This is a genomic window from Pseudomonas sp. BN505 (genome assembly GCF_029873175.1).
In the GTDB taxonomy this organism is placed as follows: Bacteria; Pseudomonadota; Gammaproteobacteria; order Pseudomonadales; family Pseudomonadaceae; genus Aquipseudomonas; species Aquipseudomonas putida.
On sequence record NZ_SSOI01000021.1, the window covers coordinates 1 to 22,412 of the forward strand.

General features: G+C 63.8%; 19 protein-coding genes. 13 read left to right on the forward strand and 6 right to left on the reverse strand.

Annotation, left to right across the window (positions count from 1 at the left end; genetic code table 11):
* Positions 1-262: 262 nt before the first annotated feature.
* Together E8E78_RS03615 and E8E78_RS03620 are read left to right on the forward strand one after the other, a co-directional pair.
* Positions 263-1,258: an IS110 family transposase gene (locus tag E8E78_RS03615; protein WP_016497900.1), complete on the forward strand. Its 996-nt coding sequence runs from the start codon at positions 263-265 to the stop codon at positions 1,256-1,258.
* Between the two features lie 223 nt (positions 1,259-1,481).
* Positions 1,482-2,489 (forward strand): FecR family protein, encoded by a 1,008-nt coding sequence (locus E8E78_RS03620; RefSeq protein WP_049276591.1) that lies wholly within the window; start codon positions 1,482-1,484, stop codon positions 2,487-2,489.
* Positions 2,490-2,501: 12 nt separating this feature from the next.
* Here E8E78_RS03620 and E8E78_RS03625 read toward each other — a convergent pair whose 3' ends face one another.
* Positions 2,502-3,821 (reverse strand): Na+/H+ antiporter NhaC family protein, encoded by a 1,320-nt coding sequence (locus E8E78_RS03625; protein ID WP_049276590.1) that lies wholly within the window; start codon positions 3,819-3,821, stop codon positions 2,502-2,504.
* Between the two features lie 220 nt (positions 3,822-4,041).
* Between E8E78_RS03625 and E8E78_RS03630 the strand changes: the two genes are divergently transcribed.
* The 7 genes from E8E78_RS03630 (at position 4,042) to E8E78_RS03660 (ending at position 11,941) form a co-directional block, all read left to right on the forward strand.
* The gene (locus tag E8E78_RS03630) at positions 4,042-6,186 is read left to right on the forward strand and encodes a methyl-accepting chemotaxis protein (RefSeq protein WP_049276589.1); all 2,145 of its coding nucleotides are present in this window, start codon (positions 4,042-4,044) and stop codon (positions 6,184-6,186) included.
* A 97-nt stretch (positions 6,187-6,283) separates the two neighbouring features.
* Positions 6,284-7,300: an ABC transporter substrate-binding protein gene (locus E8E78_RS03635; protein WP_049276588.1), complete on the forward strand. Its 1,017-nt coding sequence runs from the start codon at positions 6,284-6,286 to the stop codon at positions 7,298-7,300.
* On the forward strand, positions 7,297-8,145 hold the full coding sequence (locus tag E8E78_RS03640; RefSeq protein WP_016499352.1) for an ABC transporter permease subunit: 849 nt from the start codon (positions 7,297-7,299) through the stop codon (positions 8,143-8,145). Before E8E78_RS03635 ends, E8E78_RS03640 begins: the two co-directional genes overlap by 4 nt.
* 158 nt (positions 8,146-8,303) lie before the next feature.
* Positions 8,304-9,167 (forward strand): LysR family transcriptional regulator, encoded by an 864-nt coding sequence (locus E8E78_RS03645; protein ID WP_059395386.1) that lies wholly within the window; start codon positions 8,304-8,306, stop codon positions 9,165-9,167.
* A 153-nt stretch (positions 9,168-9,320) separates the two neighbouring features.
* On the forward strand, positions 9,321-10,238 hold the full coding sequence (locus tag E8E78_RS03650; protein WP_049272818.1) for an AEC family transporter: 918 nt from the start codon (positions 9,321-9,323) through the stop codon (positions 10,236-10,238).
* Positions 10,239-10,271: 33 nt separating this feature from the next.
* Entirely contained in the window at positions 10,272-10,883 is a 612-nt protein-coding gene (locus E8E78_RS03655; protein WP_049272819.1) for a cell wall hydrolase, read from the forward strand.
* Positions 10,884-11,089: 206 nt separating this feature from the next.
* Positions 11,090-11,941 (forward strand): CAP domain-containing protein, encoded by an 852-nt coding sequence (locus tag E8E78_RS03660; protein WP_049272820.1) that lies wholly within the window; start codon positions 11,090-11,092, stop codon positions 11,939-11,941.
* Positions 11,942-11,954: 13 nt separating this feature from the next.
* On the opposite strand, the gene E8E78_RS03665 is transcribed toward E8E78_RS03660, so the two are convergent.
* Positions 11,955-12,929, reverse strand: a complete 975-nt coding sequence (locus tag E8E78_RS03665) for a helix-turn-helix domain-containing protein (protein WP_049272821.1) — start codon at positions 12,927-12,929, stop codon at positions 11,955-11,957.
* Positions 12,930-13,032: 103 nt separating this feature from the next.
* On the opposite strand from E8E78_RS03665, the gene E8E78_RS03670 reads away from it, so the two are divergent.
* Positions 13,033-13,644 carry a LysE family transporter gene (locus E8E78_RS03670; protein WP_049272822.1) on the forward strand — a complete coding sequence of 204 codons (612 nt, stop codon included), beginning with the start codon at positions 13,033-13,035 and terminating at the stop codon, positions 13,642-13,644.
* A 43-nt stretch (positions 13,645-13,687) separates the two neighbouring features.
* On the opposite strand, the gene E8E78_RS03675 is transcribed toward E8E78_RS03670, so the two are convergent.
* Positions 13,688-14,887 carry an MFS transporter gene (locus E8E78_RS03675; protein ID WP_059395387.1) on the reverse strand — a complete coding sequence of 400 codons (1,200 nt, stop codon included), beginning with the start codon at positions 14,885-14,887 and terminating at the stop codon, positions 13,688-13,690.
* 105 nt (positions 14,888-14,992) lie between these two features.
* Complete coding sequence (locus E8E78_RS03680; protein WP_049272825.1) at positions 14,993-15,898, reverse strand: LysR family transcriptional regulator; 906 nt, start codon at positions 15,896-15,898, stop codon at positions 14,993-14,995.
* A gap of 116 nt (positions 15,899-16,014) precedes the next feature.
* On the opposite strand from E8E78_RS03680, the gene E8E78_RS03685 reads away from it, so the two are divergent.
* From E8E78_RS03685 to E8E78_RS03695, 3 genes are all read left to right on the forward strand, one after another.
* On the forward strand, positions 16,015-16,365 hold the full coding sequence (locus E8E78_RS03685) for a hypothetical protein (protein WP_016499343.1): 351 nt from the start codon (positions 16,015-16,017) through the stop codon (positions 16,363-16,365).
* 218 nt (positions 16,366-16,583) lie between these two features.
* Positions 16,584-19,001 (forward strand): glucose/quinate/shikimate family membrane-bound PQQ-dependent dehydrogenase, encoded by a 2,418-nt coding sequence (locus E8E78_RS03690; protein ID WP_049272828.1) that lies wholly within the window; start codon positions 16,584-16,586, stop codon positions 18,999-19,001.
* Between the two features lie 109 nt (positions 19,002-19,110).
* Entirely contained in the window at positions 19,111-20,379 is a 1,269-nt protein-coding gene (locus tag E8E78_RS03695) for a carbohydrate porin (RefSeq protein WP_016499341.1), read from the forward strand.
* Between the two features lie 66 nt (positions 20,380-20,445).
* On the opposite strand, the gene argE is transcribed toward E8E78_RS03695, so the two are convergent.
* Positions 20,446-21,612: an acetylornithine deacetylase gene (argE, locus tag E8E78_RS03700; protein ID WP_049272829.1), complete on the reverse strand. Its 1,167-nt coding sequence runs from the start codon at positions 21,610-21,612 to the stop codon at positions 20,446-20,448.
* On the reverse strand, positions 21,605-22,282 hold the full coding sequence (locus E8E78_RS03705; protein WP_016499339.1) for a DUF1028 domain-containing protein: 678 nt from the start codon (positions 22,280-22,282) through the stop codon (positions 21,605-21,607). The genes argE and E8E78_RS03705 overlap by 8 nt, the downstream gene beginning before the upstream one ends.
* Positions 22,283-22,412: the final 130 nt, after the last annotated feature.

The following is a 22,412-nucleotide window of genomic DNA, read 5'->3' on the forward strand; positions in this document are numbered from 1 at the left end:
GCTCCTTGTATGTTGTGCCTAGCCTGATGAGAGAGGTTATTCTCGTCAGGCTATAGAAGCACTTCCGGGGAGGCCGATCGCTCCTGAAGGCAGGGTTTGCCCCTGACCTTGTCTGTAGAGAGGCCCCCCGCCTCATTGCCCACTACGAAGAGTATCGAGAAGCCGACAAGTCGGACTTCGCATTACAAGGTTGCAGCGGCATGAAGTTCGAGGTCGGGGAACCGGAGGCCATTGTTACCTAACTCGCTTGGGAGTGGGAAGAATGAATGTCTGTGTGGGCCTGGATATTGGTTCTCGTACGTCGATCGTTGGGGTGCGTAAAGATGGGCGTCCCGCTGGACAGTGGGATATCGCTCAAACCCCTGCTGGTCGTAAGGCAGCGGTGAAAAAGCTGCAGGCGCTCAAGCCCAAGTCGATCGTGATGGAGGCGACCGGAATCTATTACCTGGACCTGGCCCTTGAGCTGCATGCTGCGGACCTTCCTGTTTCGGTGATCAACCCCAAGAGCTTCCATAATTTCGCCAAGCTGATGCTGGTGAACAGTAAAACTGACTCGATAGATGCTCAGTTGCTGTCCGAGTACGGTGAACGTATGACACCGCGCTTGTGGACACCGCCAAGCTCCGTACAGCTTGAGCTGAGGGCTCTTGGCCGGCACATCAATCGTCTGGTCGGGCACCGCACCAGGGCGAAGAATGAGCTGCATGCATTGCAGGCGACCGCTACGACCGTGTCGATGCTGATCGAAGATCAAGAGGAAGCGATTGCCACTTTGGACAATCGCATTGAGCGTTTCCGCAAAGCCGGACGTGAGTTGATCGCTCAGTGTCCGACGCTTAACCGGCAGTACAAGCAGTTACTAGCGGGCCCGGGAATGGGAGAAGTCTCGGCACTTGCTGCCTTGGCTGAGCTGACCACCCTTCCTCAAATGCTCAAGTCCTCTCAGGTCGCTCGTCATGCTGGTCTAGATGTTCGACAGACACAGTCGGGGACAAGCATTGATAAACCTGGTCGGCTCGGCAAAAGCGGGAATGCCTATTTACGGGCGGCCATGTACATGCCGGCGCTGACGGCGGTGCGCTGCGATCCTTACGCGAAGGCCTTTTATGAATCGCTGGTCAGCAGGGGGAAGAAAAAAATGCAAGCGATCGCCGCTGTCATGCGCAAGTACCTGACAGGCATATGGGCATGCATGCGCGGCGATGAACCATTTGATACGGCCAAGCTTTTCAGCTCTGAACACCTTAGAAAAGCTTGACCGCCAACAGAGTATCTACAGGGGACGCGACTCCTTGTGTCGCGATGGGCTGCAAGGCAGCGCCAGGGATTTCATCCTCCCTTGCCGCCCGCGAAGGGTTCTCAAACGCTGAAAAACCGTTGCAAATCTGACGAAAAACAGTCACAACTGATAGTCATTCGCCATTACGTCGGTTCTCGGGAGCCCTCCAGCAAGGGTAGAATACGCAAAATCCGGAGCCGCAATGAATCACGACCGCCTCAACATCAGCCCTGACGATGCCATCACCGACGCCGCCGCGCACTGGTGTATGCGCCTGCACGCCGATGATTGCACGGCTTCCGAGCGCGAGGCGTTTGCCCGCTGGCTGGCGGCGGACCCGCGGCATGCCGAGGAATACCAGGCAATGCTGGAGATCTGGCAAACCGCCGACCTGTTGCCACGCAACGCCACCGTCGTCGACTTCAACCCACCCACCCGTCAACCTGCCCGCCCTCGCAACTGGCGCCCGCTGGCATCTGCCGCCGCCATCGCCCTGGCCGTGCTGCCGCTGGCCGGCTGGATGGGCTGGGAACAAGGCTGGCTGCCCAACCACTACCAGCATTTCGAAGCCGGCGACCGCATGCAGACCGTGGAGTTGAGCGACGGCAGCACCGTACAGCTCAACCTCCACACAGAGCTGACCTACCTCAACTACAAGGACCAGCGCCAGGTCACGCTCAAGCGCGGCGAGGCGTTCTTCAAGGTGCAGCACGACAGCAGCCACCCGTTCATCGTGCATGCAGGCCGGGGCCAGACCCGAGTCACTGGCACCCAATTCAACGTGTGGAAATACCAGGACCAGGTCAAGGTCACGCTGGTGGAAGGCTCGGTGCTGGTGTCCAGCGACGGCACCACCGGTGGCTACCGTCTGGGCCCTGGGATGCAGGCCAGTTATCACAAGGGCGACTTCGAGCCGCAGCTTGAACAGAGCGACGACTACGGCAACAGCCTGGCCTGGCGCAGCGGCAAGCTGGTGCTCGACAACCTGAGCCTGGAACAGGCGCTGCCGGTGATCAACCGCTACCTCGACGCGCCGCTCCAGCTGGCAGATGCCAGCACCGGCCGCATTCGCATCAGTGGTATCTACAACACCCGTGAGGTCGCGCGCCTGGTCAACAACCTGCCCAAGGTGCTGCCGGTCTACCTCACCCGCAGCAAGGACGGCAGCACCGTGCTCAACCGCATCTCGCCGCCGCCCGACAAGGGCTGACCCCCTCGCCCCTTACAGCGTCATCGCCGCCACCCACCCAAACGCCAGCAATGGCAGGTTGTAGTGGATGAAGGTCGGTACCACGGTGTCCCAGATATGGTGGTGCTGGCCATCCACGTTCAGGCCCGAGGTCGGCCCCAGGGTCGAGTCCGAGGCCGGCGAGCCTGCGTCCCCCAAGGCACCGGCAGTACCGACGATGCAAACGGTGGCCAGCGGGTCGAAGCCCAGCTGCACGCACAGTGGCACAAAGATCGCGGCCAGGATCGGCACGGTGGAGAACGACGAGCCGATGCCCATGGTCACCAGCAAGCCCACCAGCAGCATCAGCAAGGCACCGATGCCCTTGCTGTGCTCGATCCACTGGGCCGAGGCTTCCACCAGGCTCTTCACCTCACCGGTTGCCTTCATCACGTCGGCAAAGCCCGAGGCGGCAATCATGATGAAGCCGATCATGGCCATCATCTTCATGCCCTCGGTGAACAGGCCGTCGGTGTCCTTCCACTTGACGATGCCTGACAGCGAGAAAATCAGGAAGCCGACCATGGCACCGATGATCATCGAGTCCAGCAACAACTGGACGATGAACGCTGCGGCAATTGCCAGCCCCGCCACCAGCAGCGTCAGCGGGTTGTACTGCACGCTCACCTGCTCCACCTGTTCGATGCGCGCCAGGTCGTAGTCACGCTTCTTGCGGTAGCTGATGAACACTGCCAGCAGCAGGCCGGCCAACATGCCCGCAGCCGGGATGGCCATGGCGTGGGTGACGTTGACACCGCTCACGTCGACACCGGCACGGGCGACGTTGGCCAGCAGGATTTCGTTGAGGAAGATGTTGCCGAAGCCCACCGGCAGGAACATGTACGGGGTGATCAGGCCGAAGGTGATCACGCAGGCGATCAGCCGACGGTCGATGCGCAGGCGGGTCAGCACATACAGCAACGGCGGTACCAGCAGCGGAATGAAGGCGATATGGATGGGCAGGATGTTCTGCGACGACACTGCCACCACCAGCATCAGGCCGATCATCAACCATTTGACCTTGCCGCCATTGGCGTGGCCCTGGCGATCGATCATGGCCAGTGCACGGTCAGCCAAGGCATGGGCCAGGCCGGACTTGGCAATGGCCACGGCAAAAGCGCCCAGCAGCGCATAGGACAAGGCAACCGTGGCGCCACCGCCCAGGCCACCGTTGAACGCCTTGAGCGTGCCTTCGATGCCCAGGCCGCCCACCAGCCCACCTACCAGGGCACCGATGATCAGGGCGATGACCACGTGCACGCGGGACAGGCTGAGTATCAGCATGATGCCGACCGCGGCGATCACTGCATTCATGGTTGGCTTACCTCATTACGACAGAAAAAAGCGCGCACTCTGAAGCAGTGGGCGGCAGATGTCAAAAGCGCCATGTTGCGGCGGATTTCACAGAAGGTCGGTTTTAAATTGAATGTTTGAATAAAGAAAAAAATGAAAGGGCCGATAAGCTGTTGGGCTCCCCGCCCAACCTAGCCCCAAAGCCATAACCCTTAGTGCCCAAAAAAAGGGATCCGCCCCCATGCCTTTGCGCCAACTTTCCATCCAGTGGAAGATCACCCTGCTCGCCGGCCTTTGCCTGGCTGGCATCGTCACCTTGCTCGTCGGCCTGTCGTTGTACCGGATGGACCATAGCTCGGACCTGGTCAAGGCCAGCAGCATGCAGATGCTGACCGAGGCGGCGCAATCACGCATCGAGTCGCAGGGTGAAGTGCAAGCGCTGAACATCCGTCGCCAGTTCATGGACGCCTACCAGTACGGCGCCGGCTTCGCCCGCCAGGTGCTGTTCCTGCGCGAACAGGCAGAAAAGCGCTACCTCGACGCGTTTGACCTGCGTGAAGACATGACCCGCCAGGTACGCACCGCCCTGCAGGCCAACCCCGACCTGCTCGGCCTGTCGCTGGTGTTCGAGCCCAACGCGCTGGACACCAAGGACAGCCTGTTCGCCGGCAAGGCAGAGCTGGGCAGCAACGAAACCGGGCGCTTTGCCCTGTACTGGTCGCAGCCGCGCGCTGGCCAGCTGACCGCCATGGCGCTGCCTGAACACGATATGGCCAACACCGAGATCGGCCCCAGCGGCCAGCCGGCCAACACCTGGTGGGTGTGCCCGCGTACGACCGGCAAGGTGTGCGTGGTAGAGCCCTATTTCTATGACATCAATGGCCAGCAGGTGCTGATGACCAGCATCGTCTTCCCGCTGGCGGTCAACGGCAAGATCATTGCCACCCTGTCCATCGACATTAACCTCAACAGCCTTCAGGCCCTGAGCCAAGAGGCCAGCCGCAGCCTGTACGAGGGCCGTACCACTGTCGGTATCCTCAGCCCGGTCGGCCTGCTGGCCGGCTACAGCGCCGATGCCAGCAAGCTGGCCCAGCGCTTCGACCAGGTGGACTCGGCCAAGGGCGCCGAACTGGTACGCAAGCTGGCTGATGGCAAGATGACCATCCTGCACGACCAGCAGCGTCTGAAGGTGCTGGCCGCGTTCCGGCCGATCCCCGACGCGCAACCCTGGGGCGTGCTGCTGGATGTGCCGGAAAATGCCCTGACCGGGCCTGCCGAAACACTGAAGCAGGAACTGGACGCGCTGAACACCAGTGGCACCCTGCTGGAGCTGGGCCTGGGCCTGGCGGCAGCCATTGCCGGCCTGCTGATGGTGTGGCTGATGGCCCGCGGCGTTACCCGGCCGATCCTCGGCGTGGCCGCCATGCTCAAGGACATTGCCAGCGGCGAAGGCGACCTGACCCGCCGCCTGACCTACCAGAAGCAGGACGAGCTGGGTGAACTGGCCGGCTGGTTCAACCGCTTCCTCGACAAGTTGCAGCCGACCATCGCCGAGGTCAAACGCTCGGTGCAGGCTGCACGAGGCACCGCCGACCAGTCCTCGGCAATTGCCACGCAAACCAGCGCCGGCATGGAGCAGCAATACCGCCAGGTCGACCAGGTGGCCACGGCCTCGCACGAAATGAGCGCTACGGCCCAGGACGTGGCGCGCAGCGCTTCGCAAGCCGCCCAGGCCGCCCGCGATGCCGACCAGGCCACCCGCGAAGGCCTGGCAGTGATCGACCGCACCACCCAAAGCATTGATGCCCTGGCCGCCGACATGAGCAACGCCATGGCCGAAGTCGAAGGCTTGGCGCAGAACAGCGAAAAGATCGGTTCGGTGCTGGAAGTGATCCGCTCGATTGCCGAACAGACCAACCTGCTGGCGCTCAACGCCGCCATCGAGGCAGCCCGCGCGGGTGAAGCCGGCCGTGGCTTTGCCGTGGTTGCCGATGAAGTACGCAACCTGGCCCGACGCACCCAGGAGTCGGTAGAAGAAACCCGCCAGGTGATCGAGGCCTTGCAGGACGGCACCCGCGAAGTGGTCGGTGCCATGGACAACAGCCACCGTCAGGCCCAGGGAGGTGTCGAACAGGTTGGCCAGGCCGTGACTGCGTTGCAGCGTATCGGCCAGGCGGTGACGGTGATCACCGACATGAACCTGCAGATCGCCTCGGCCGCCGAAGAGCAAAGCGCGGTGGCCGAAGAGATCAACAGCAACGTGGCAACCATCCGCGATGTCACCGAATCGCTGTCGGGGCAGGCCAACGAGTCAGCGCGTGTCAGCCAGTCCCTGAACAGCCTGGCCAACCAGCAGCAGGCGCTGATGGACCAGTTCCGCGTCTGAGGCAAACGGGGCCGCCCCGCGCGGCCCCGAGCCCCGCCAACAGCTCGTCGTCTACACTTGCCCCCACCCCCAAGGCGCGGCAAACGACGAGGTCTGGATGAACAAGTTTTCAACGCTGCTGGCCGGCCTGATGCTGGCCGTAGGCCTGGCCAACACCCACAACGCTGTATCGGCAGAGCAACGCCCACCGATCCATTTCGGTGCCATCGGCTGGGAAAGCGGTGCCCTCACCACCGAAATCCTGCGGCTGATCGTGGAGCGCGGGTATGGCTACACCACCGATACCCTCCCCGGCAGCACCGTCAGTATGGAAGTGGCCCTGGCCCGCAACGACCTCCAGGTGATCGCCGAAGAGTGGGCCGGGCGCAGCCCTGCCTGGGTCAAGGCCGAGCAGGCAGGCCAGGTATTCGCACTGGGCGACACGGTCAAGCATGCAGAAGAAGGCTGGTGGGTACCCGCGTACGTGATCGAAGGCGACGCTGCTCGCAAGTTGAAGCCTTTGGCGCCCGACCTACGCAGCGTCGACGACCTCAAGCGCTACCCGCAGGTATTTCGCGACCCCGAGTCACCCGACAAGGGCCGTTTTCTGAACAGCCCCAGCGGCTGGACATCGGAAACGGTCAACAGTCAGAAACTCAAGGCGTATGGCCTGGATGAGCTGTATACCAACTTCCGCAGTGGCTCCGGTGCAGCGATGGATGCGGAAATCGGCTCGGCCATCCGCCGTGGCCAGCCGGTGCTGTTCTATTACTGGAACCCGACCCCGTTGATGGGGCGATACAAACTCATCCGCCTGCAAGAGCCAGCGTTCGATGCCGAGGCGTGGGCCACGCTGACCGATCCCGGGAACCCCAGCCCGAAGGGCAGCCGCTCACTCCCCGCGAAGCTGTCGATTGGTGTCTCGAAGGCCTTCCGTGATGGCTACCCGGACCTGGTCGCGGTGTTCGAGCAGGTCGACCTGCCGATCGATCGGCTCAACAAGGCGCTGGCCGTCATGAGCGAAAAGCGCACGCCACCGCGCGAGGCCGCCCTCACCTTCCTGCGTGACAACCCAGAGGTGTGGAAAGCCTGGCTGCCTGCCGAGGTTGCCACCAAGGTTGAGGGCAGCCTGTGAGCAACGGCTTTCCCCAAGCCCTGCAGTTTTCTTTCGCTGACAGCGTAAACAGGCTGGTCGACTGGCTGGTGCTGAATTACGGCGATCAGTTGCGCGCGGTTTCTGACCAGCTGCTGCAACTGCTGGTCGGCCTGGAGAACCTGCTGCGCCTGCTGCCCTGGTGGTTGCTGTTGCTACTGGTTGGCCTGCTTGCCTGGCACGCCAGCCGCAGCCTGCTGCGCAGCGCGGTGCTGGTGGCGCTGCTGGCCTTGATCGGGATGCTCGGGCTGTGGGACAAGCTGCTGCAAACCTTGGCCTTGGTGCTGGTGAGTACCGGCCTGTGCGTGCTGGTGGGCGTGCCGCTGGGCATACTACTGGCTTCCCGGCCACTGGCGAGGCGGCTGCTGTTACCGGTACTGGATGTGATGCAGACGCTGCCGGCCTTCGTTTACCTGATCCCGGTGCTGATGCTGTTTGGCCTGGGCAAGGTACCCGCCGTGTTCGCCACGCTGATCTACGCCCTGCCGCCACTGGTACGGTTGACCGAACTGGGCCTGAGCCAGATCGACCCTTCGTTGCTGCAGGCCGCACACGGCCTGGGGGCAACCCGCTGGCAGCGGCTGCGGCGCATTGCCCTGCCGCTGGCGCTGCCAAGCATCATGGCCGGGCTCAACCAGTCGGTAATGATGGCGTTGTCGATGGTGGTGGTGGCATCGATGATCGGTGCCCGCGGGTTGGGTGAGGATGTGCTGGCGGGGATCCAGACCTTGAATGTCGGCCAAGGTGTGGAGGCCGGGCTGGCGATCGTCGCCCTGGCCATGGTGATCGACCGGATCAGCCAGGCGTATGGGCGTATTGAGCGCTGAACAATGTGGCCTGTACCGGCCCTATCGCCGGCAAGCCAGCTTTCACAGGGTCACCACAATGGCCGCTGCCGGTGGAGTACCTGTGGGAGCTGGCTTGCCGGCGATAGGGCCGGGCCTGACAATACCGCCCTGTCAGCTTGTAACCGGACCTCCTCCGCATGTCTCTCAAAGCCTTGCGCACCCTGGTAACCATCGCCCGCCACGGCACCTTTGCGCGTGCCGCCGACCTGCTCAGCCTCACCCCTTCGGCGGTGAGCCTGCACATCAAGACCCTTGAAGACGAGTTGCAGGCCCCCCTGTTCGACCGCAGCCGCAGGCAGGTGGTGCTGACCGAAGCAGGCCAGTTGGCGGTGGCCCGCGCCGAGAGCATCCTGGCTGCCTACGACGAACTGGCCGACGCTGTGGCCAGCGGCCCGAGCCTGCGCGGCCGCCTGCGCCTGGGGGCGATCCATACCGTGCTGGCGCGGCGCTTGCCCAAGGCGCTGGTATGGATCAAGGCCAACCACCCACAGTTGCACATCAGCGTGGCCTCGGGCATGTCGGCGGAGCTGGCACGCCGCGTGGAGGACGGTGAGCTGGACGCGGCAATCACCACTGAGCCGGTCAGCCCATACCCACAAAGCCTGGATTTCACACCGCTGTTCGAGGACCGCTTCTGGGCCATCGCCAGCCCCGAACTGGCCGGGTACAGCGTACCGCAGCTGCTCGCCAGTCAACCGTTCCTGCGCTTCGACAAGCGTGCCTGGGCCGGGCGGCAGATCGAGCAGGAACTGCGCCGCCAGCATTTGCAAGTGAGCGAACAGATGGAACTGGACAGCCAGGAAGCGTTGGCAAGCATGGCCGTCATGGGCCTGGGTGTCGCGATCATCCCCATGGCAGACGACGACCTGAAACGCCTGCCGCCGGCCACCTGCCTGCCGTTTGGCCAACCGCAAATGACCCGCCGTGTGGTGTTGCTGGAGCATGAGAAAAGCCAACGGCGGCATTTGAGCGCGGTGTTGAAGACTGCGCTTGAGGCGTAGTTGCAAGCAGTGATTGTCCTGGCGGGATCTCTGTGGGAGCGCGTAATGCCTAAACCATGCATTTTTTCTCAACAGTCAGTGCAGAAAACAACGTTTTTACAGATCAGCCCTCAGCAGTAGTCTGTGCGCGTACCCGGCCACGGAACGTCGACCATGCTTCACTTGCTGCTGACCACCCTGCTACCGATCATCCTGCTGATTACCCTGGGTACTTTCCTGCGCCTGCGCGGCTTTCTGGCCGAGAGTTTCTGGCCCGGCGCCGAGCGCCTGAGCTACTACGTACTGCTACCTTCGCTGTTCCTGCACGGCCTGGCCACGGCCAACCTCGATGGCGTACCGGTGATGGGCATGGTCGGCGTGCTGATGCTCTCCACCCTCGCCGGCGCCGTGCTGCTGGTGCTGTACCAGGGCGCAATCAACCACAACGGCGCTGACTTCACCTCGGTCTTCCAGGGCGGTATCCGCTTCAACAACTACATCGGCGCTACCCTGGCCGCCGGCCTCTACGGCAGCGCCGGGATTGCCCTTGCAGCAGTGGCCAATGCCGCCATCGTGCCTTTGGTCAACCTGCTCTGCGTGCTGGTGTTCGCGCGTTTCAGCGCCCGCCACAGCTCACCGGCCACGGTGCTGCGGGCAATCTTCGCCAACCCGTTGATCGTCGGCTGTGCCGGCGGCCTGCTGCTGCGGGTAACGGGGCTGGGCTTGCCGCCGGGCATCGAACCCACGGTCAAGGCGCTGGGCCAGGCCGCCCTGCCAATGGGCCTGCTATGTGTGGGCGCAGCGCTGGGTGGGGCCAGCCTGGGCCAGCAGGTGCGGCCGCTGATGGCGGCGTCAGCATTCAAGTTCCTGATCATGCCCTTGACCACCTGGGGCCTGTGCCGCGTGCTGGGCCTGAGTGGCCAGGCAGCCGTGGTGGCGGTGCTGTTCCAGGCCCTGCCGACTGCTTCGTCCTCCTATGTAATGGCCAGGCAAATGGGTGGCAACGCCCCGCTGATGGCCACCATTATTGCCCTGCAGACCGTAGCGGCCGCCGCCACCCTGCCTTTGGTATTAATGCTTACGCTTGGCTAGACTGGCAATCAGCCCCCACTCGGATGCCTCGCCATGCGCCCTGTCTGGATAGTGATCGGCTTGACCTCGGCCCTGCTCGCAGGCCCCTTGCACGCAGCCGACACGGCCAAGGCCGCAGTGGCCGAAGACAAGGCCGAAGTACTGGAAAAAAAGGTGGTCAACGATGCCCCGCCGCCAAAAAAAACAGAAAAACTGACCTCAAGCGAAACGCAGGCAGTCGACCCGACCGGCCAGGCGCCCCTGGACGACAGCATCACCTGCCTGGCCCGCACCATCTACTGGGAAGCCAAGGGCGCCGATGCCGAAGACATGTCGGCGGTGGCCAGCGTGGTGCTCAACCGCCTTGGGCATGATGGTTTCCCCGACACCATCTGCGGCGTGGTCAAGCAGGGCGTCGAGACCAAGGCCTGCCAGTTTTCCTGGTGGTGCGACGGGCGCCCGGACCAGGTCGAGGAAGCGAAACGCTACGATGTGGCCAAGGAGATCGCACGCAAGGCGCTCAACCAGCAATTGAAAGACCCCACCGGCGGTGCGCTGTACTTCCACGACCGTACGGTCCACCCCGACTGGGCCAAGGCCTACCGCAAGACTGCGCAGACCACGCACTTCCTGTTCTACAAGCCGAACCCCGCGTTGGCCCGTTGATGCCAAGACGGCTGAAAGCCCTGGCTCGATACGAATGATTAGCAACTCATCGCACTTTTCCAGCGACCAGTGGTCTACTCCCTCTTTTGCCGCCAGCAACGATTGCCGGCGTTTTCATTGCTTTGCACCCGCTAGGGCCAAAAGCCCCCAGCTTGTGTAGGATGAGCAGCGCATACCACGACGCTGCCAGTCATAGGGAGATCCACATGCGCGTCCTGTCATCCCTTGCCGCCTTGTCGCTGGGCCTGGTCGTCTCGACCGGGGTACTGGCTGTCACCGGCGAAGAGGCGCAGCTGATCGATTCGATCAATGTCTACCGCAGCAAGGCCCAGCCCTGCGGTGGCGAAGCCTCGCTGGAGCTGCCACCGCTCAACAGCGACACCCGCCTGGCACTGTCACCAGAGGGCACCCGTGACTTGCAGCAGGCCATGACCCGCGCCGCCTACCCCATGGTCAACGTGCAGGCCATCAGCCTGTCGGGGCCACGCGATGCGCGCGCGGCCATGCATGCCATCGAAGAAAGCTTCTGCCAAGTGGTGCTAGACCCGCAGTTCGTCGATATCGGCGTCAGCCAGGAGGGCCGCGACTGGCGCATCGTGCTGGCCCGGCCGCTGCTCAGCGGTCGCCTGGGCGACTGGCAGGCCGAGGGGCAGAAGGTATTGCAAGAGATCAACGCTGCCCGCAAGGTGCCGCGCCAATGCGGCGGCCAGCCGTACGCCGCAGCCCCCGCCCTGAGCTGGAGCACGGTACTGGCCGGGGCCGCCGCCAACCACACGCGGGCCATGGCCAACCAGAACTTCTTCGACCACATCGACAAGGATGGCCGCACCCCCGGCGACCGGGCGGAGCTCGCTGGCTACCTGTACCAGCAAGTCGGTGAAAACATCGCCGCCGGGCGTGACACCGCGCACAAGGTGGTTGATGGCTGGCTGGAGAGTCCGGGGCATTGCGCCACGTTGATGAACCCGGATTTCCGTGAGCTGGGTGCCGCCTATGCCGTGGACCCGAAGAGTGACGCAGGGATTTACTGGACGGGGTTATTCGGGACGCCGCAGTAACTTTGCAGCGGCTTCAGGTTGGGGGGTTGCCTGCCCGCAACTCAAGGGCTGAACAACCAAACCGACGCCGCACACATTTACCCAGGTAGCTGGCATCGCCCAGCCCCACCTCATCGGCAATCTGCGCCAGGCTGTGGCTTGAGTTGAGCAAGCGCCAGCGGGCCTGCTGCAAGCGCATTTCCAGCCACCAGGCCTTGGCGCTCATGCCGTGGCTGGCGTGGAACTGCCGGTCCAGCTGGCGCCGGCTGATGCCCAGTTCAGCGGCCAGTTGCTCGACCGCCAGCGGGGTGCCCAGGTGGTGACGCATCAGGGCCTGTGCCCGCTGCACCTGGCGCCCCTGGCCGGCGCCCAGTTCCAGCGAACGCAAGGCATGGCGGCTGTCGCGGGTTTCGTCCACCAGCATGTCGGCGAGCCCTTTGAGCGCCCGGCTCCGCCCACAGGCTTGTGACAACAGCGCCACCGCCAGGTCGATGGCCGCCGTGCCGCCAGCACAGGTGATACGGTTTGCGTCGATGCAATACAGTTGATCGCGCAGCACCTGCAACTGTGGGAACGCGGCGCGAAACTCGGCTTCGTGACGCCAGTGCACCACCACCTTGTGCCCCCGTAACAACCCGCACGCGGCCAACAGGAAGGCGCCATTGTCGACCCCCACCAGCTTGACCCCGGCTTTGCCGGCCTGCCTGAGCAAGGTTTGGTAGCGCGGCGCCAACGCAGCTGTAGCCATGGCATTGCGGCCGCCGAACACCACCAGGTAGTCGAAACTGGCCAGTTCCAGCTGGCCGGCCACCGCCTCGACCTGCACCACTGCACCGCTGCTCGACGGTACCGGGTCGAGCGTGAGCCCGGCCACAATCCAGCTGCAATAACGCTGCTGGCTGTAGTCTTCGTCGTCGGCGCTGAAACGCAATTTGTCGAGAAAGCCGCCGAATGGCAGCAGGGCGAAATCCGGTAACGGCAAGATCAGCAGGCGGATATCAGGCAACATGGCATTGCGTCCAGAAACGACTATTCAATGTCCAGATCATACCCTTGCTGACTGGGCACCGCGCCCTAGACTGGCACCCTTCAAATCAACAAGGCGTTGCACCATGGCACTCGACACCTGGCTTATCTACCTGCTGGCCAGCATCGGCCTGTCGCTGACACCAGGCCCCAACAGCCTGCTGGCCCTGACTCACGGCGCCCTGTATGGCGCCCGCCGTACGTTGTTCACCATTGTTGGCGGCGTGTTTGGCTTCAGCGCGCTTATCGCCCTGGCCATGTTTGGCCTCAGCGCCTTGCTGCAAACCTCGGCTTCGGTGTTGAGCGTGCTCAAGTGGGTAGGCGGCGCTTACCTGGTCTGGCTGGGTATCCAGCTGTGGCGCAGCCCGGGCCTGCATCTGGAATTGACCGAGCGCAGTGCACGGCTCGGCAATGCGGGTTTGTTCCGCCAAGGCTTGTTGTCGGCCATGGCCAACCCCAAAGTGCTGCTGTTCTATGGTGCCTTCCTGCCGCAATTCATCGACCCGCAACGCGGGCTGATGCTGCAGTTCGTAGTGATGGCGGCGACCTTTGCCAGTGTGGAGTTTCTGGTCGAGTACGTGCTGGCCCGCCTGGCGTTTCGCATCCGGCCGTGGCTGGCCAAGGGTGGCAAAGGTTTCAATCGCTGCTGCGGCAGCCTGTTTGCCTTGATTGGCGTGGCGCTGCCGCTTGGCCGATAGCACCTGGACAAATATGCACGGTCTTTGTAGGACCGCATACCGGTCAGGATCGGGAAGCTTTGGCCATAAAAGCGATCAATCCAAGGCCAGGCAACCCTGCCCCCACCAGCGCCACACCTTGCCAGCCAAACTGGCTGAACAGCGCACTGGCCACTGCCGACCCCAGCGCCCCACCCAGGAAGATGCTGGTCATGTACACCGCGTTCAGCCGCCCGCGACTGGCCGGGTCCAGTGCATACACTTCGCGCTGGCCGATGACCATGTTCATCTGCACCGCAAAGTCCAGCAGCACGCCGGTCAGTCCCAGGCCGATCACGCTGTAGCCCGGCGTCGTCAAGCCCAGCAACAAGGCCGCCGGAGCCAGCAGCAGCGCCAGCAGCGAGCCGGCCCGTGCATACCCGGCATCTGCCAGGCGGCCAGCCAAGGGCGCGGCAAAGGCGCCCACCGCGCCCACCAGGGCGAACACGGCGATCTGGCTTTGCGACAGGCCGTGCTCACCCGCCAGCGCCATGGGCACCGCCGTCCAGTATAGGCTGAACGCTGCGAACATCAGCGCCTGGTACAACGAGCGCTGGCGCAGCAGCGGATAGCGGCGCAACAGTGTGAGCAACGACAGCATCAACCCGGCATAGCTGGCCTTGTGTTCAGGCCGCCGCTGCGGCAAGGTCAGCGCCAGTAGCAGGATGATCGCCAGCATCACCCCGGCAGCGCCAATGAACACCGCGCGCCAGCCGAAGTGGTCGGCCACCAGGCTGGACAACGGCCGCGCCAGCAGGATCCCCAGCAGCAACCCGCCCATGATGTTACCCACCACCCGGCCACGCTGCTGCTCCGGCGCCAGGTGCGCCGCGAGCGGAATGAGCATCTGCACCGCCACCGAACTGAACCCGATCAATAGCGCATAGCCCAGGAACAACTGGCCCTGGCCGCTGCTGCTGGTCCCTGCCAGCAGCAGGCTGACACACGCCAGCACTGCGGTGGCGACCATCAAGCGGCGGTTCTCCAGCAGGTCAGCCAGCGGCACCAGCAACAGCAGGCCCAGGGCATAACCCAGCTGGGTGAGTGAAACGATCAGGCTGGCATGCTCGGTGGACAGCCCCAGGTCCGGGGCGATCAAACCGACGATGGGCTGGGCGTAGTAGATGTTGGCCACGATCGCGCCGCAGCAGAACGCCAGCAGCACGACCAGTGCCCGGCTCAGGCCGGTGGCTGCAGGTTGCGCGGCGGCAAGGGAGGGATTCATGCGAGGTTCCTCGACAAGGGGTGGAATATGCCGGCTACCTTAACCAAGCGCGTCAAAGCCGGGAATCCAACCCTGGCGCAACGCGCCTTTGCGCACAGCGCAACGCTAGCCGTGCCGGCCTAATAAACCTGCGCAAAAATCGATAAACGCATTCACCCGCCGCGAACTACGGTGGTTGGGCAGGTACAGGGCGTTGATGCTGTCATTGGCCGTGCCAGGGCTGGCTCGCCAATCTGGGAACACCCGCAGCAGGCGCCCGGCCAGCACATCCTCGCGCACCAGCCAGTCGGCCAGCAGCGCGATGCCAGTGCCCGCCAGTGCGGCTTCGCGCAACATGTCGGCATTGGCACTGCGCAGCGGCCCGCTTACGTTCAACTCCAGGCTTTCCTGGCCAAGCACCAGTCGCCAGGGGCGCGCTTTCTGCCCGTAGCGAAAACGCAGGCAGGCGTGCTCCAGCAACTGCCGGGGGTGCTGCAACGTATCTCGCCCGGCCAGGTAAGCCGGGCTGGCCACCAGCCAACGCTCGAAGCAGCCGAGCTGGCGACACACCAATTCGTCATTGGCCGACGGGTCGCCCAGGCGAATCGACAGGTCATAGCGCCCGTCCAGCAGGTCATCCAGGCGGTCGCTGAGGTCGATGTCCAGCTCCAGCGCCGGGTGCCGTGCCAGAAACGGCCCCAGATGCGGGGCGATGACCCGCCTGCCGAACTCCACCGGCAGGCACAGGCGCAACACGCCGACAGGCTCCTCGCCACGGTCGGCAACACTGGCATCGGCCTCATCCAGCGCCTCGAAAATGCCCCGCGCACGCTCATAGTAACGGGCGCCGGCTTCGGTCAGGCTGACCTGGCGAGTCGAGCGGTTGAGCAACGTGGTGCCCAGCGCCGTTTCCAGCGCATCAACCAGGCGCGTTACCGACGAAGTGGCCAGCCCAAGCCTGCGCGCAGCGGCAGAAAAGCCCTGAGCATCGACAGTGGCCACGAACATCTTCATCGCCTGGAGTTTGTCCATTTGCTGCCCGTCATCCAAATCTCGGAAAGGTCTTACAAACAGCCGGGCGGGTCAAGAAGCGCGCTGCAGGGTATTTGCGTCCATAGTGGCAACACACCTTCAAAGCGAGGCTTTCCATGACACCGAATAACCTGCTGACTGCCCTGCCTCCCTGCGACCCCACCAGTGCCGAACGTGTCGACGAGCTGCTCAGCCGCCCTGGCGTGCGTGTGGAACGTATTGTCTCCAGCGGCCAGGCCAGCCCGCCCGGTTTCTGGTACGACCAGGCCGAAGGCGAGTGGATCGTGCTGCTCAGCGGTGCTGCGGGCCTGCGTTTCGAGCACGAGCACCACACCCGCTTGCTGGCGCCGGGCGATTGCCTGGACATCCCGCCCCACTCCCGCCACCGCGTGGAGTGGACCGCCCCCGGCACAGCCACCATCTGGCTGGCAGTGTTCTACACCAGCTCCACCCCGTGGCCAGCGTGATACCTGGCCATTTTTTACTCGACCAAAGTATGAATGCATATTACACAACGCGCATGAACCCCCATTTAATGCATTTTTAAACGCCTGATCTACACTTTTAGCCACACCATCGCACGATCAGCCCTGCGACAATCAGCCTCATAAAATTATGTACCAACTTGTTAATTAGCAAGCTAAGGGCTTAGACTGCGCGCATTCCACCTGCTGAGATCCCTGGCATGAACGAAACACCGCGCGCTTCTGGCGCCACAAACATCATCCTGATCGGCCTGGGCGTGATCATCGCCCTGCTCGGCCTCCTCCTGGCTGCTGGCGGCATCAAGCTGGCCGGCCTGGGCGGTTCCTTGTACTTCCTGATCGGCGGCCTGGCCATGGCCATCGCCGGTGTCCTCATCGCCCGCCGCAAGAAGGCCGGTGCCTGGCTGTACGCAGCGTTCCTGGTCGGTACCGCGATCTGGGCGCTGATCGACACCGGCCTGGTGTTCTGGCCACTGTTCTCGCGCCTGTTCATGTTTGCTGCGATCGGCATGGTCGTGGCGCTGGTCTACCCGCTGCTGGCCCGTGCCAACGGCGCCAGTGCCGGCCGTGGTGCCTACGGTGTTGCCGGGGTGATCGCCGTTGCACTGGTGATCGCCGCCGGCAACATGTTCGTCGCCCACCCAAGCGTCGCCCCTACCGGCAAAGGCCCGGGCATGACCCCGGTCGAGGCTGGCAAAGAGCAGAAGGACTGGGCCCACTACGGCAACACCGAAGGTGGCAGCCGCTTCGCCGCGCTGGACCAGATCAACCGCGACAACGTCAACAAGCTGAAAGTGGCCTGGACCTATCACACCGGTGACGTGGCCCTCAGCGACGGCAATGGTGCCGAGGACCAGCTGACCCCGTTGCAGATCGGCAACAAGGTGTTCATCTGCACCCCGCACAACAACCTGATCGCCCTCGATGCCGATACCGGCAAAGAGCTGTGGAAAAACGAAATCAACGCCCAGTCCAAGGTCTGGCAGCGTTGCCGTGGCATGGCCTATTTCGACGCCACTGCAGCTATCGCCCAGCCGACCCAGCCGAACAGCTCGCCGGTCGCCGCCGGTAGCGTGCCGGCCGGTGCCAACTGCCAGCGTCGTCTGCTGACCAACACCATCGATGGCCGCCTGATTGCCGTCGACGCCGACAATGGCGAGTTCTGCCAGGGCTTCGGCAACAACGGCCAGGTCAACCTGATGACCGGCCTGGGCAATGTGCCGGACTCCTATTACCAGCTTTCTTCCGCACCGCTGATGGCCGGTACCACCGTGGTGGTCGGCGGCCGTGTTGCCGACAACGTCCAGACCGACATGCCAGGCGGCGTGATCCGTGGTTTCGACGTGATCACCGGTGAAATGCGCTGGGCCTTCGACCCGGGCAACCCGGAAGACCGCCAGGCACCGCAGGGCGACAGCACCTACGTGCGCAGCACCCCGAACAGCTGGGCACCGATGTCCTACGACCCGGCAATGAACACCGTGTTCCTGCCAATGGGTTCGTCGTCCACCGACATCTACGGTGTAGAGCGCAGCAAGCTGGACCACACCTACGGCGCTTCGGTGCTGGCCCTGGACGCCACCACCGGCAACCAGAAGTGGGTGTTCCAGACCGTGCACAACGACCTGTGGGACTTCGACCTGCCGATGCAGCCGAGCCTGATCGACTTTACCAAGGACGACGGCCAGTCGGTTCCTGCGGTGGTGATCGGCACCAAGGCCGGGCAGATCTACGTGCTCGACCGCGCCACCGGCAAGCCGCTGACCCAGGTCGAGGAAGTACCGGTCAAGCCAAGCAACATCCCGAACGAGCCGTACTCCCCAACCCAGCCGAAGTCGGTGGGCATGCCGCAAATCGGCGCGCAAACCCTGACCGAGTCGGACATGTGGGGCGCCACCCCGTATGACCAGCTGCTGTGCCGCATCGACTTCAAGAAAATGCGCTACGACGGCCTGTACACCGCGCCGGGCACCGACCTGTCGCTGAGCTTCCCGGGTTCGCTGGGCGGCATGAACTGGGGCAGCATTTCCACCGACCCGGTTCATGGCTTCATCTTCGTCAACGACATGCGCCTGGGCCTGTGGATCCAGATGATTCCGTCGCAGAACAAAGGTGGTGCATCTTCCGGTGGCGAAGCGCTGAACACCGGCATGGGCGCAGTACCGCTCAAGGGCACCCCGTATGCGGTGAACAAGAACCGCTTCCTGTCGGTAGCCGGCATCCCGTGCCAGGCACCACCGTTCGGCACCCTGACCGCCATCGACATGAAGACCCGCCAGGTGGCCTGGCAAGTACCGGTGGGCACCGTTGAAGACACCGGCCCGCTCGGTATCCGCATGCACCTGCCGATCAAGATCGGCCTGCCAACCCTGGGCGGCACCCTGTCGACCCAAGGCGGCCTGGTGTTCATCGCCGGCACCCAGGACTTCTACCTGCGCGCCTACGACAGCAGCAACGGTAACGAAATCTGGAAGGCTCGCCTGCCAGTGGGCAGCCAGGGCGGCCCGATGACCTATGTTTCGCCGAAGACCGGCAAGCAGTACGTGGTCGTCACTGCTGGCGGCGCCCGCCAGTCGACTGACCGCGGCGACTACGTGATTTCTTACGCCTTGCCGTAAGAGCGCGTCGCCCCCTTCGCGGGTGAACCCGCTCCCACAAGGTCAGCACTGGCCATGCGGGCGCGGGTTCAGCCGTGAATGGCCCTGAATAACAACCCGAGACACAGCAATGCCATCCGCAATTCGCATTACCCCTACCCTGCTGCTGGCCTTGGCCAGCACCACCGCCCTGGCCGACGGCGACCTGATGACCCGCAGCACCCTCACCGGTGACTGGGGCGGCCTGCGCCACCAGCTTGAAGACGACGGCGTGAAGTTCACCGGCGACTACAGCGGCGAAACCGCCTACAACGCCCACGGCGGCCTGCACCGCTCGGCGCGCTATTCGCAGAACCTGAAGCTGGGCGTGCAGTTCGACCTGTCGAAACTGTACGGCCTGGACAACGGCGGCAAGGTCCAGCTGACCATCAACGACCGCCGTGGTAACAGTGCTTCGGAAGACCTGGTAGGCAACCGCCTGCCGATCCAGGAAAACTTCGGTGGCCTGTACACCCGCCTGACCGAGCTGAGCTACGAGCGCACCCTGTTCACCCCGGCGCTCAACGTCAAGCTGGGCTACATGGCCATGGGTAACGACCTGGGCGGCCTGGACAGCGGCATCCTGTGCAACTTCATGAACGCCGGCTTCTGCGGCCACCCGCTGAACATGTCCGGTGGCAGCGGCTGGACCAACTACCCCAACGCTCACCTGGGCGTGCGGGTGAAGTACGACCTGTCGCCTGCCTGGCAATTGCGCGTGGCGGCGTTCAACGTCGACCCCGAAAGCAATGGCAACTCCAGCCGCGCCTGGCACCTGGGCCCCAAGCACACCACCGGCACCGTGGTACCGGTGGAGCTGGTGTACAAGCTACAGGGTGAACTGCCCGGCGAGTACAAGCTGGGCTACTACTACGACAGCTCCGACGTGAAACGCATCGGCAGCGATGACGAAGTATCCGGCCGTGGCGGCCACTACCTGCTGATCGACCAGGCCGTGTGGAACGACCAAAGCTCGCCAGGCCGCAGCCTGCATGCCTTCGGCCAGTACTCGGCATCCAGCAAGGCCGCCTCGCCGTTCACCAAGTGGTATGGCGCCGGCGTGGTGCTGTACAAGCCGTTCGAAGGCCGCCCGAAAGATACGGTGGCGCTGGGTTACGGCCGTGCCGTGCCTAACCCGCGTAGCCGCGATGTGCTGGAAGACGCCGCCTTCAACGCTGGCCAGCAGTTCCCCGACATCGACAGCGCCGAGCAGTTGATCGAACTGAGCTATGGCTACCAGGCGACGCCATGGTTGAACCTGCGCCCGGATGTGCAGTACATCATCGAGCCGGGGGCGTTCTCGGGGAAGAAGATCGACAACGCGTTGGTGGTTGGCCTGCAGGTCAAGGCCAGCTTCTAACCTGAAGCAGACACCGATCCCTGCAGGAGCGACACAAGGTCGCTCCTGCATACGTTCTTTACCCTGTCAGACGGGAGCCTGCCGCAGGTAATCCACCAACCTCAGCAGCATGGCATCACACCCCCGTAACTGCTCGACACTGACGAATTCATCCGGCTTGTGCCCCTGGTCCATGCTGCCAGGCCCGCACACCACGGTCGGGATCCCTGCCTGGTCGAACAGGCCGCCTTCGGTACCAAACGCCACCGTGCCGAATTCATCCGTGCCACTGAGCAACGCCACCAGCCGCGCAGCCTCGCTGTCTGCCGATGTCGCCAGCCCTGGGTAGGCGCTCAACGGTTGCAGGCGGATGTCACTGGCCGCATTGACCTTGCGCATACGCGGCAGCAGCTCGGCCTCTGCATAAGTCTGCAACTGGTCGGCCACTGCCTGTGCCTCGAAACCTGGCAGCGCGCGCACTTCGAAATCGAACTCACACTCTGCCGGCACGATATTCAGCGCCCTGCCCCCTTTGATCACCCCGGTCTGCACCGTGGAGAACGGTGGGTCGAAGCGCACGTCGTGATGCACCGGCAATGCCAGCGCGTCACCGATGTCACCCAACTTGCCGATCAGCTTCGCCGCATACTCGATGGCATTCACCCCATACGGCGCATACGCCGAATGGCAGGCCGCACCCTGCACCTGGCAGCGCATTGCCAGCTTGCCTTTGTGCCCCAGCACCGGTTTCAGCCCGGTGGGTTCGCCAATCAGGCACAGGCGTGGCTTGTGCGGGCGCTGTTCGAGCGCGGCCAGCATCGACCGCACACCCAGGCAACCCACTTCCTCGTCGTAGGAAAATGCCAGGTGCACCGGCAGGTGCAACGGCTGGGCAAGGAACGCGGGCACCGCGGCCAGCACCGACGCGATGAAGCCTTTCATGTCGGCCGTGCCGCGGCCATACAGGCGCCCGTCACGTTCGCTCAGGGCAAACGGCTCGACGGTCCAGGCCTGGCCGTCCACCGGCACCACATCGGTATGCCCCGACAGCACCACGCCGCCAACGCCCTGGGGGCCGATGGTGGCGAACAGGTTGGCTTTGGTGCCTTCGGGGTTATGGAACAGTTCACTTTCCACCCCCTGCTCGGCCAGGTAATCACGGATAAAGCCGATCAGCTCAAGGTTGGAGTCCCGGCTGACCGTTGCAAAGCCGACCAGCCGGGCCAGCAGCGCGCGGCTGGCAAAATCACTCATCGCCCGGCACCCCGTAGCTGGGCGCGGCCGTCGGGTTCAGGGCGCGGGTAACGTAATCCTGCATCTGCGGGCGGTACGCCTGCCACAGGCCATCGAGCACACCGATCGGGTCGGTATCGGCCCAGTCCACGCGCAGGTCCACCAATGGCCAGGTCAGCTCGCCAGCGATCTTCAACGCTGCCGAGTGCACCGGCCCGGCCTCGCCACCTGCGGCCATCGCCGCATGCATGGCAGCCAGCAAGCGGTCGGCCAGGTGCCCGCCGGCCTCTTCAAAGGCCAGGACCATCGCTTCGATCACCTGGGTCGAGGACAACAGGTTACCCGCCGCCGCGCATTGCTCACCGGCCACGGCATTGTGCGTGCCCAATGCCTCACGACCGGTGAACAGTGCCACCTGGCCTTGGCTGTCGATCACTGTGACCTGCCGGTACTCGCTCCAGCCATTGGCGCTCAGTACCCGGTCCAGCGCAGCCGCAGGCGGCAACTGGCCCTGCTCCAGGGCATCGAGAATCTGCGGGCCCAGTGCCGGCAAGGTGATGTTCTGGGTGGAAACAGCGCCAACACCCGCACGTACCCAAGGGCAGCGGGCCCCCACGGCGATGCTCGACGAACTGATGGCGATGCCGACCTGGCCGGTTTCCTGGCAGCGGCCAATGATGGAGAAGGTCATGGTAATGCTCCTGTTGTCCTGTGCGATGCAGGGCATTCTGGGCGCAACCTTCTAGCCCACGAAACCAACATTTTCCGAGGGGTTAGGCAGGAAAAAACTTTGCTGTGGCAGAGATCGCGCGCCGCGCGGG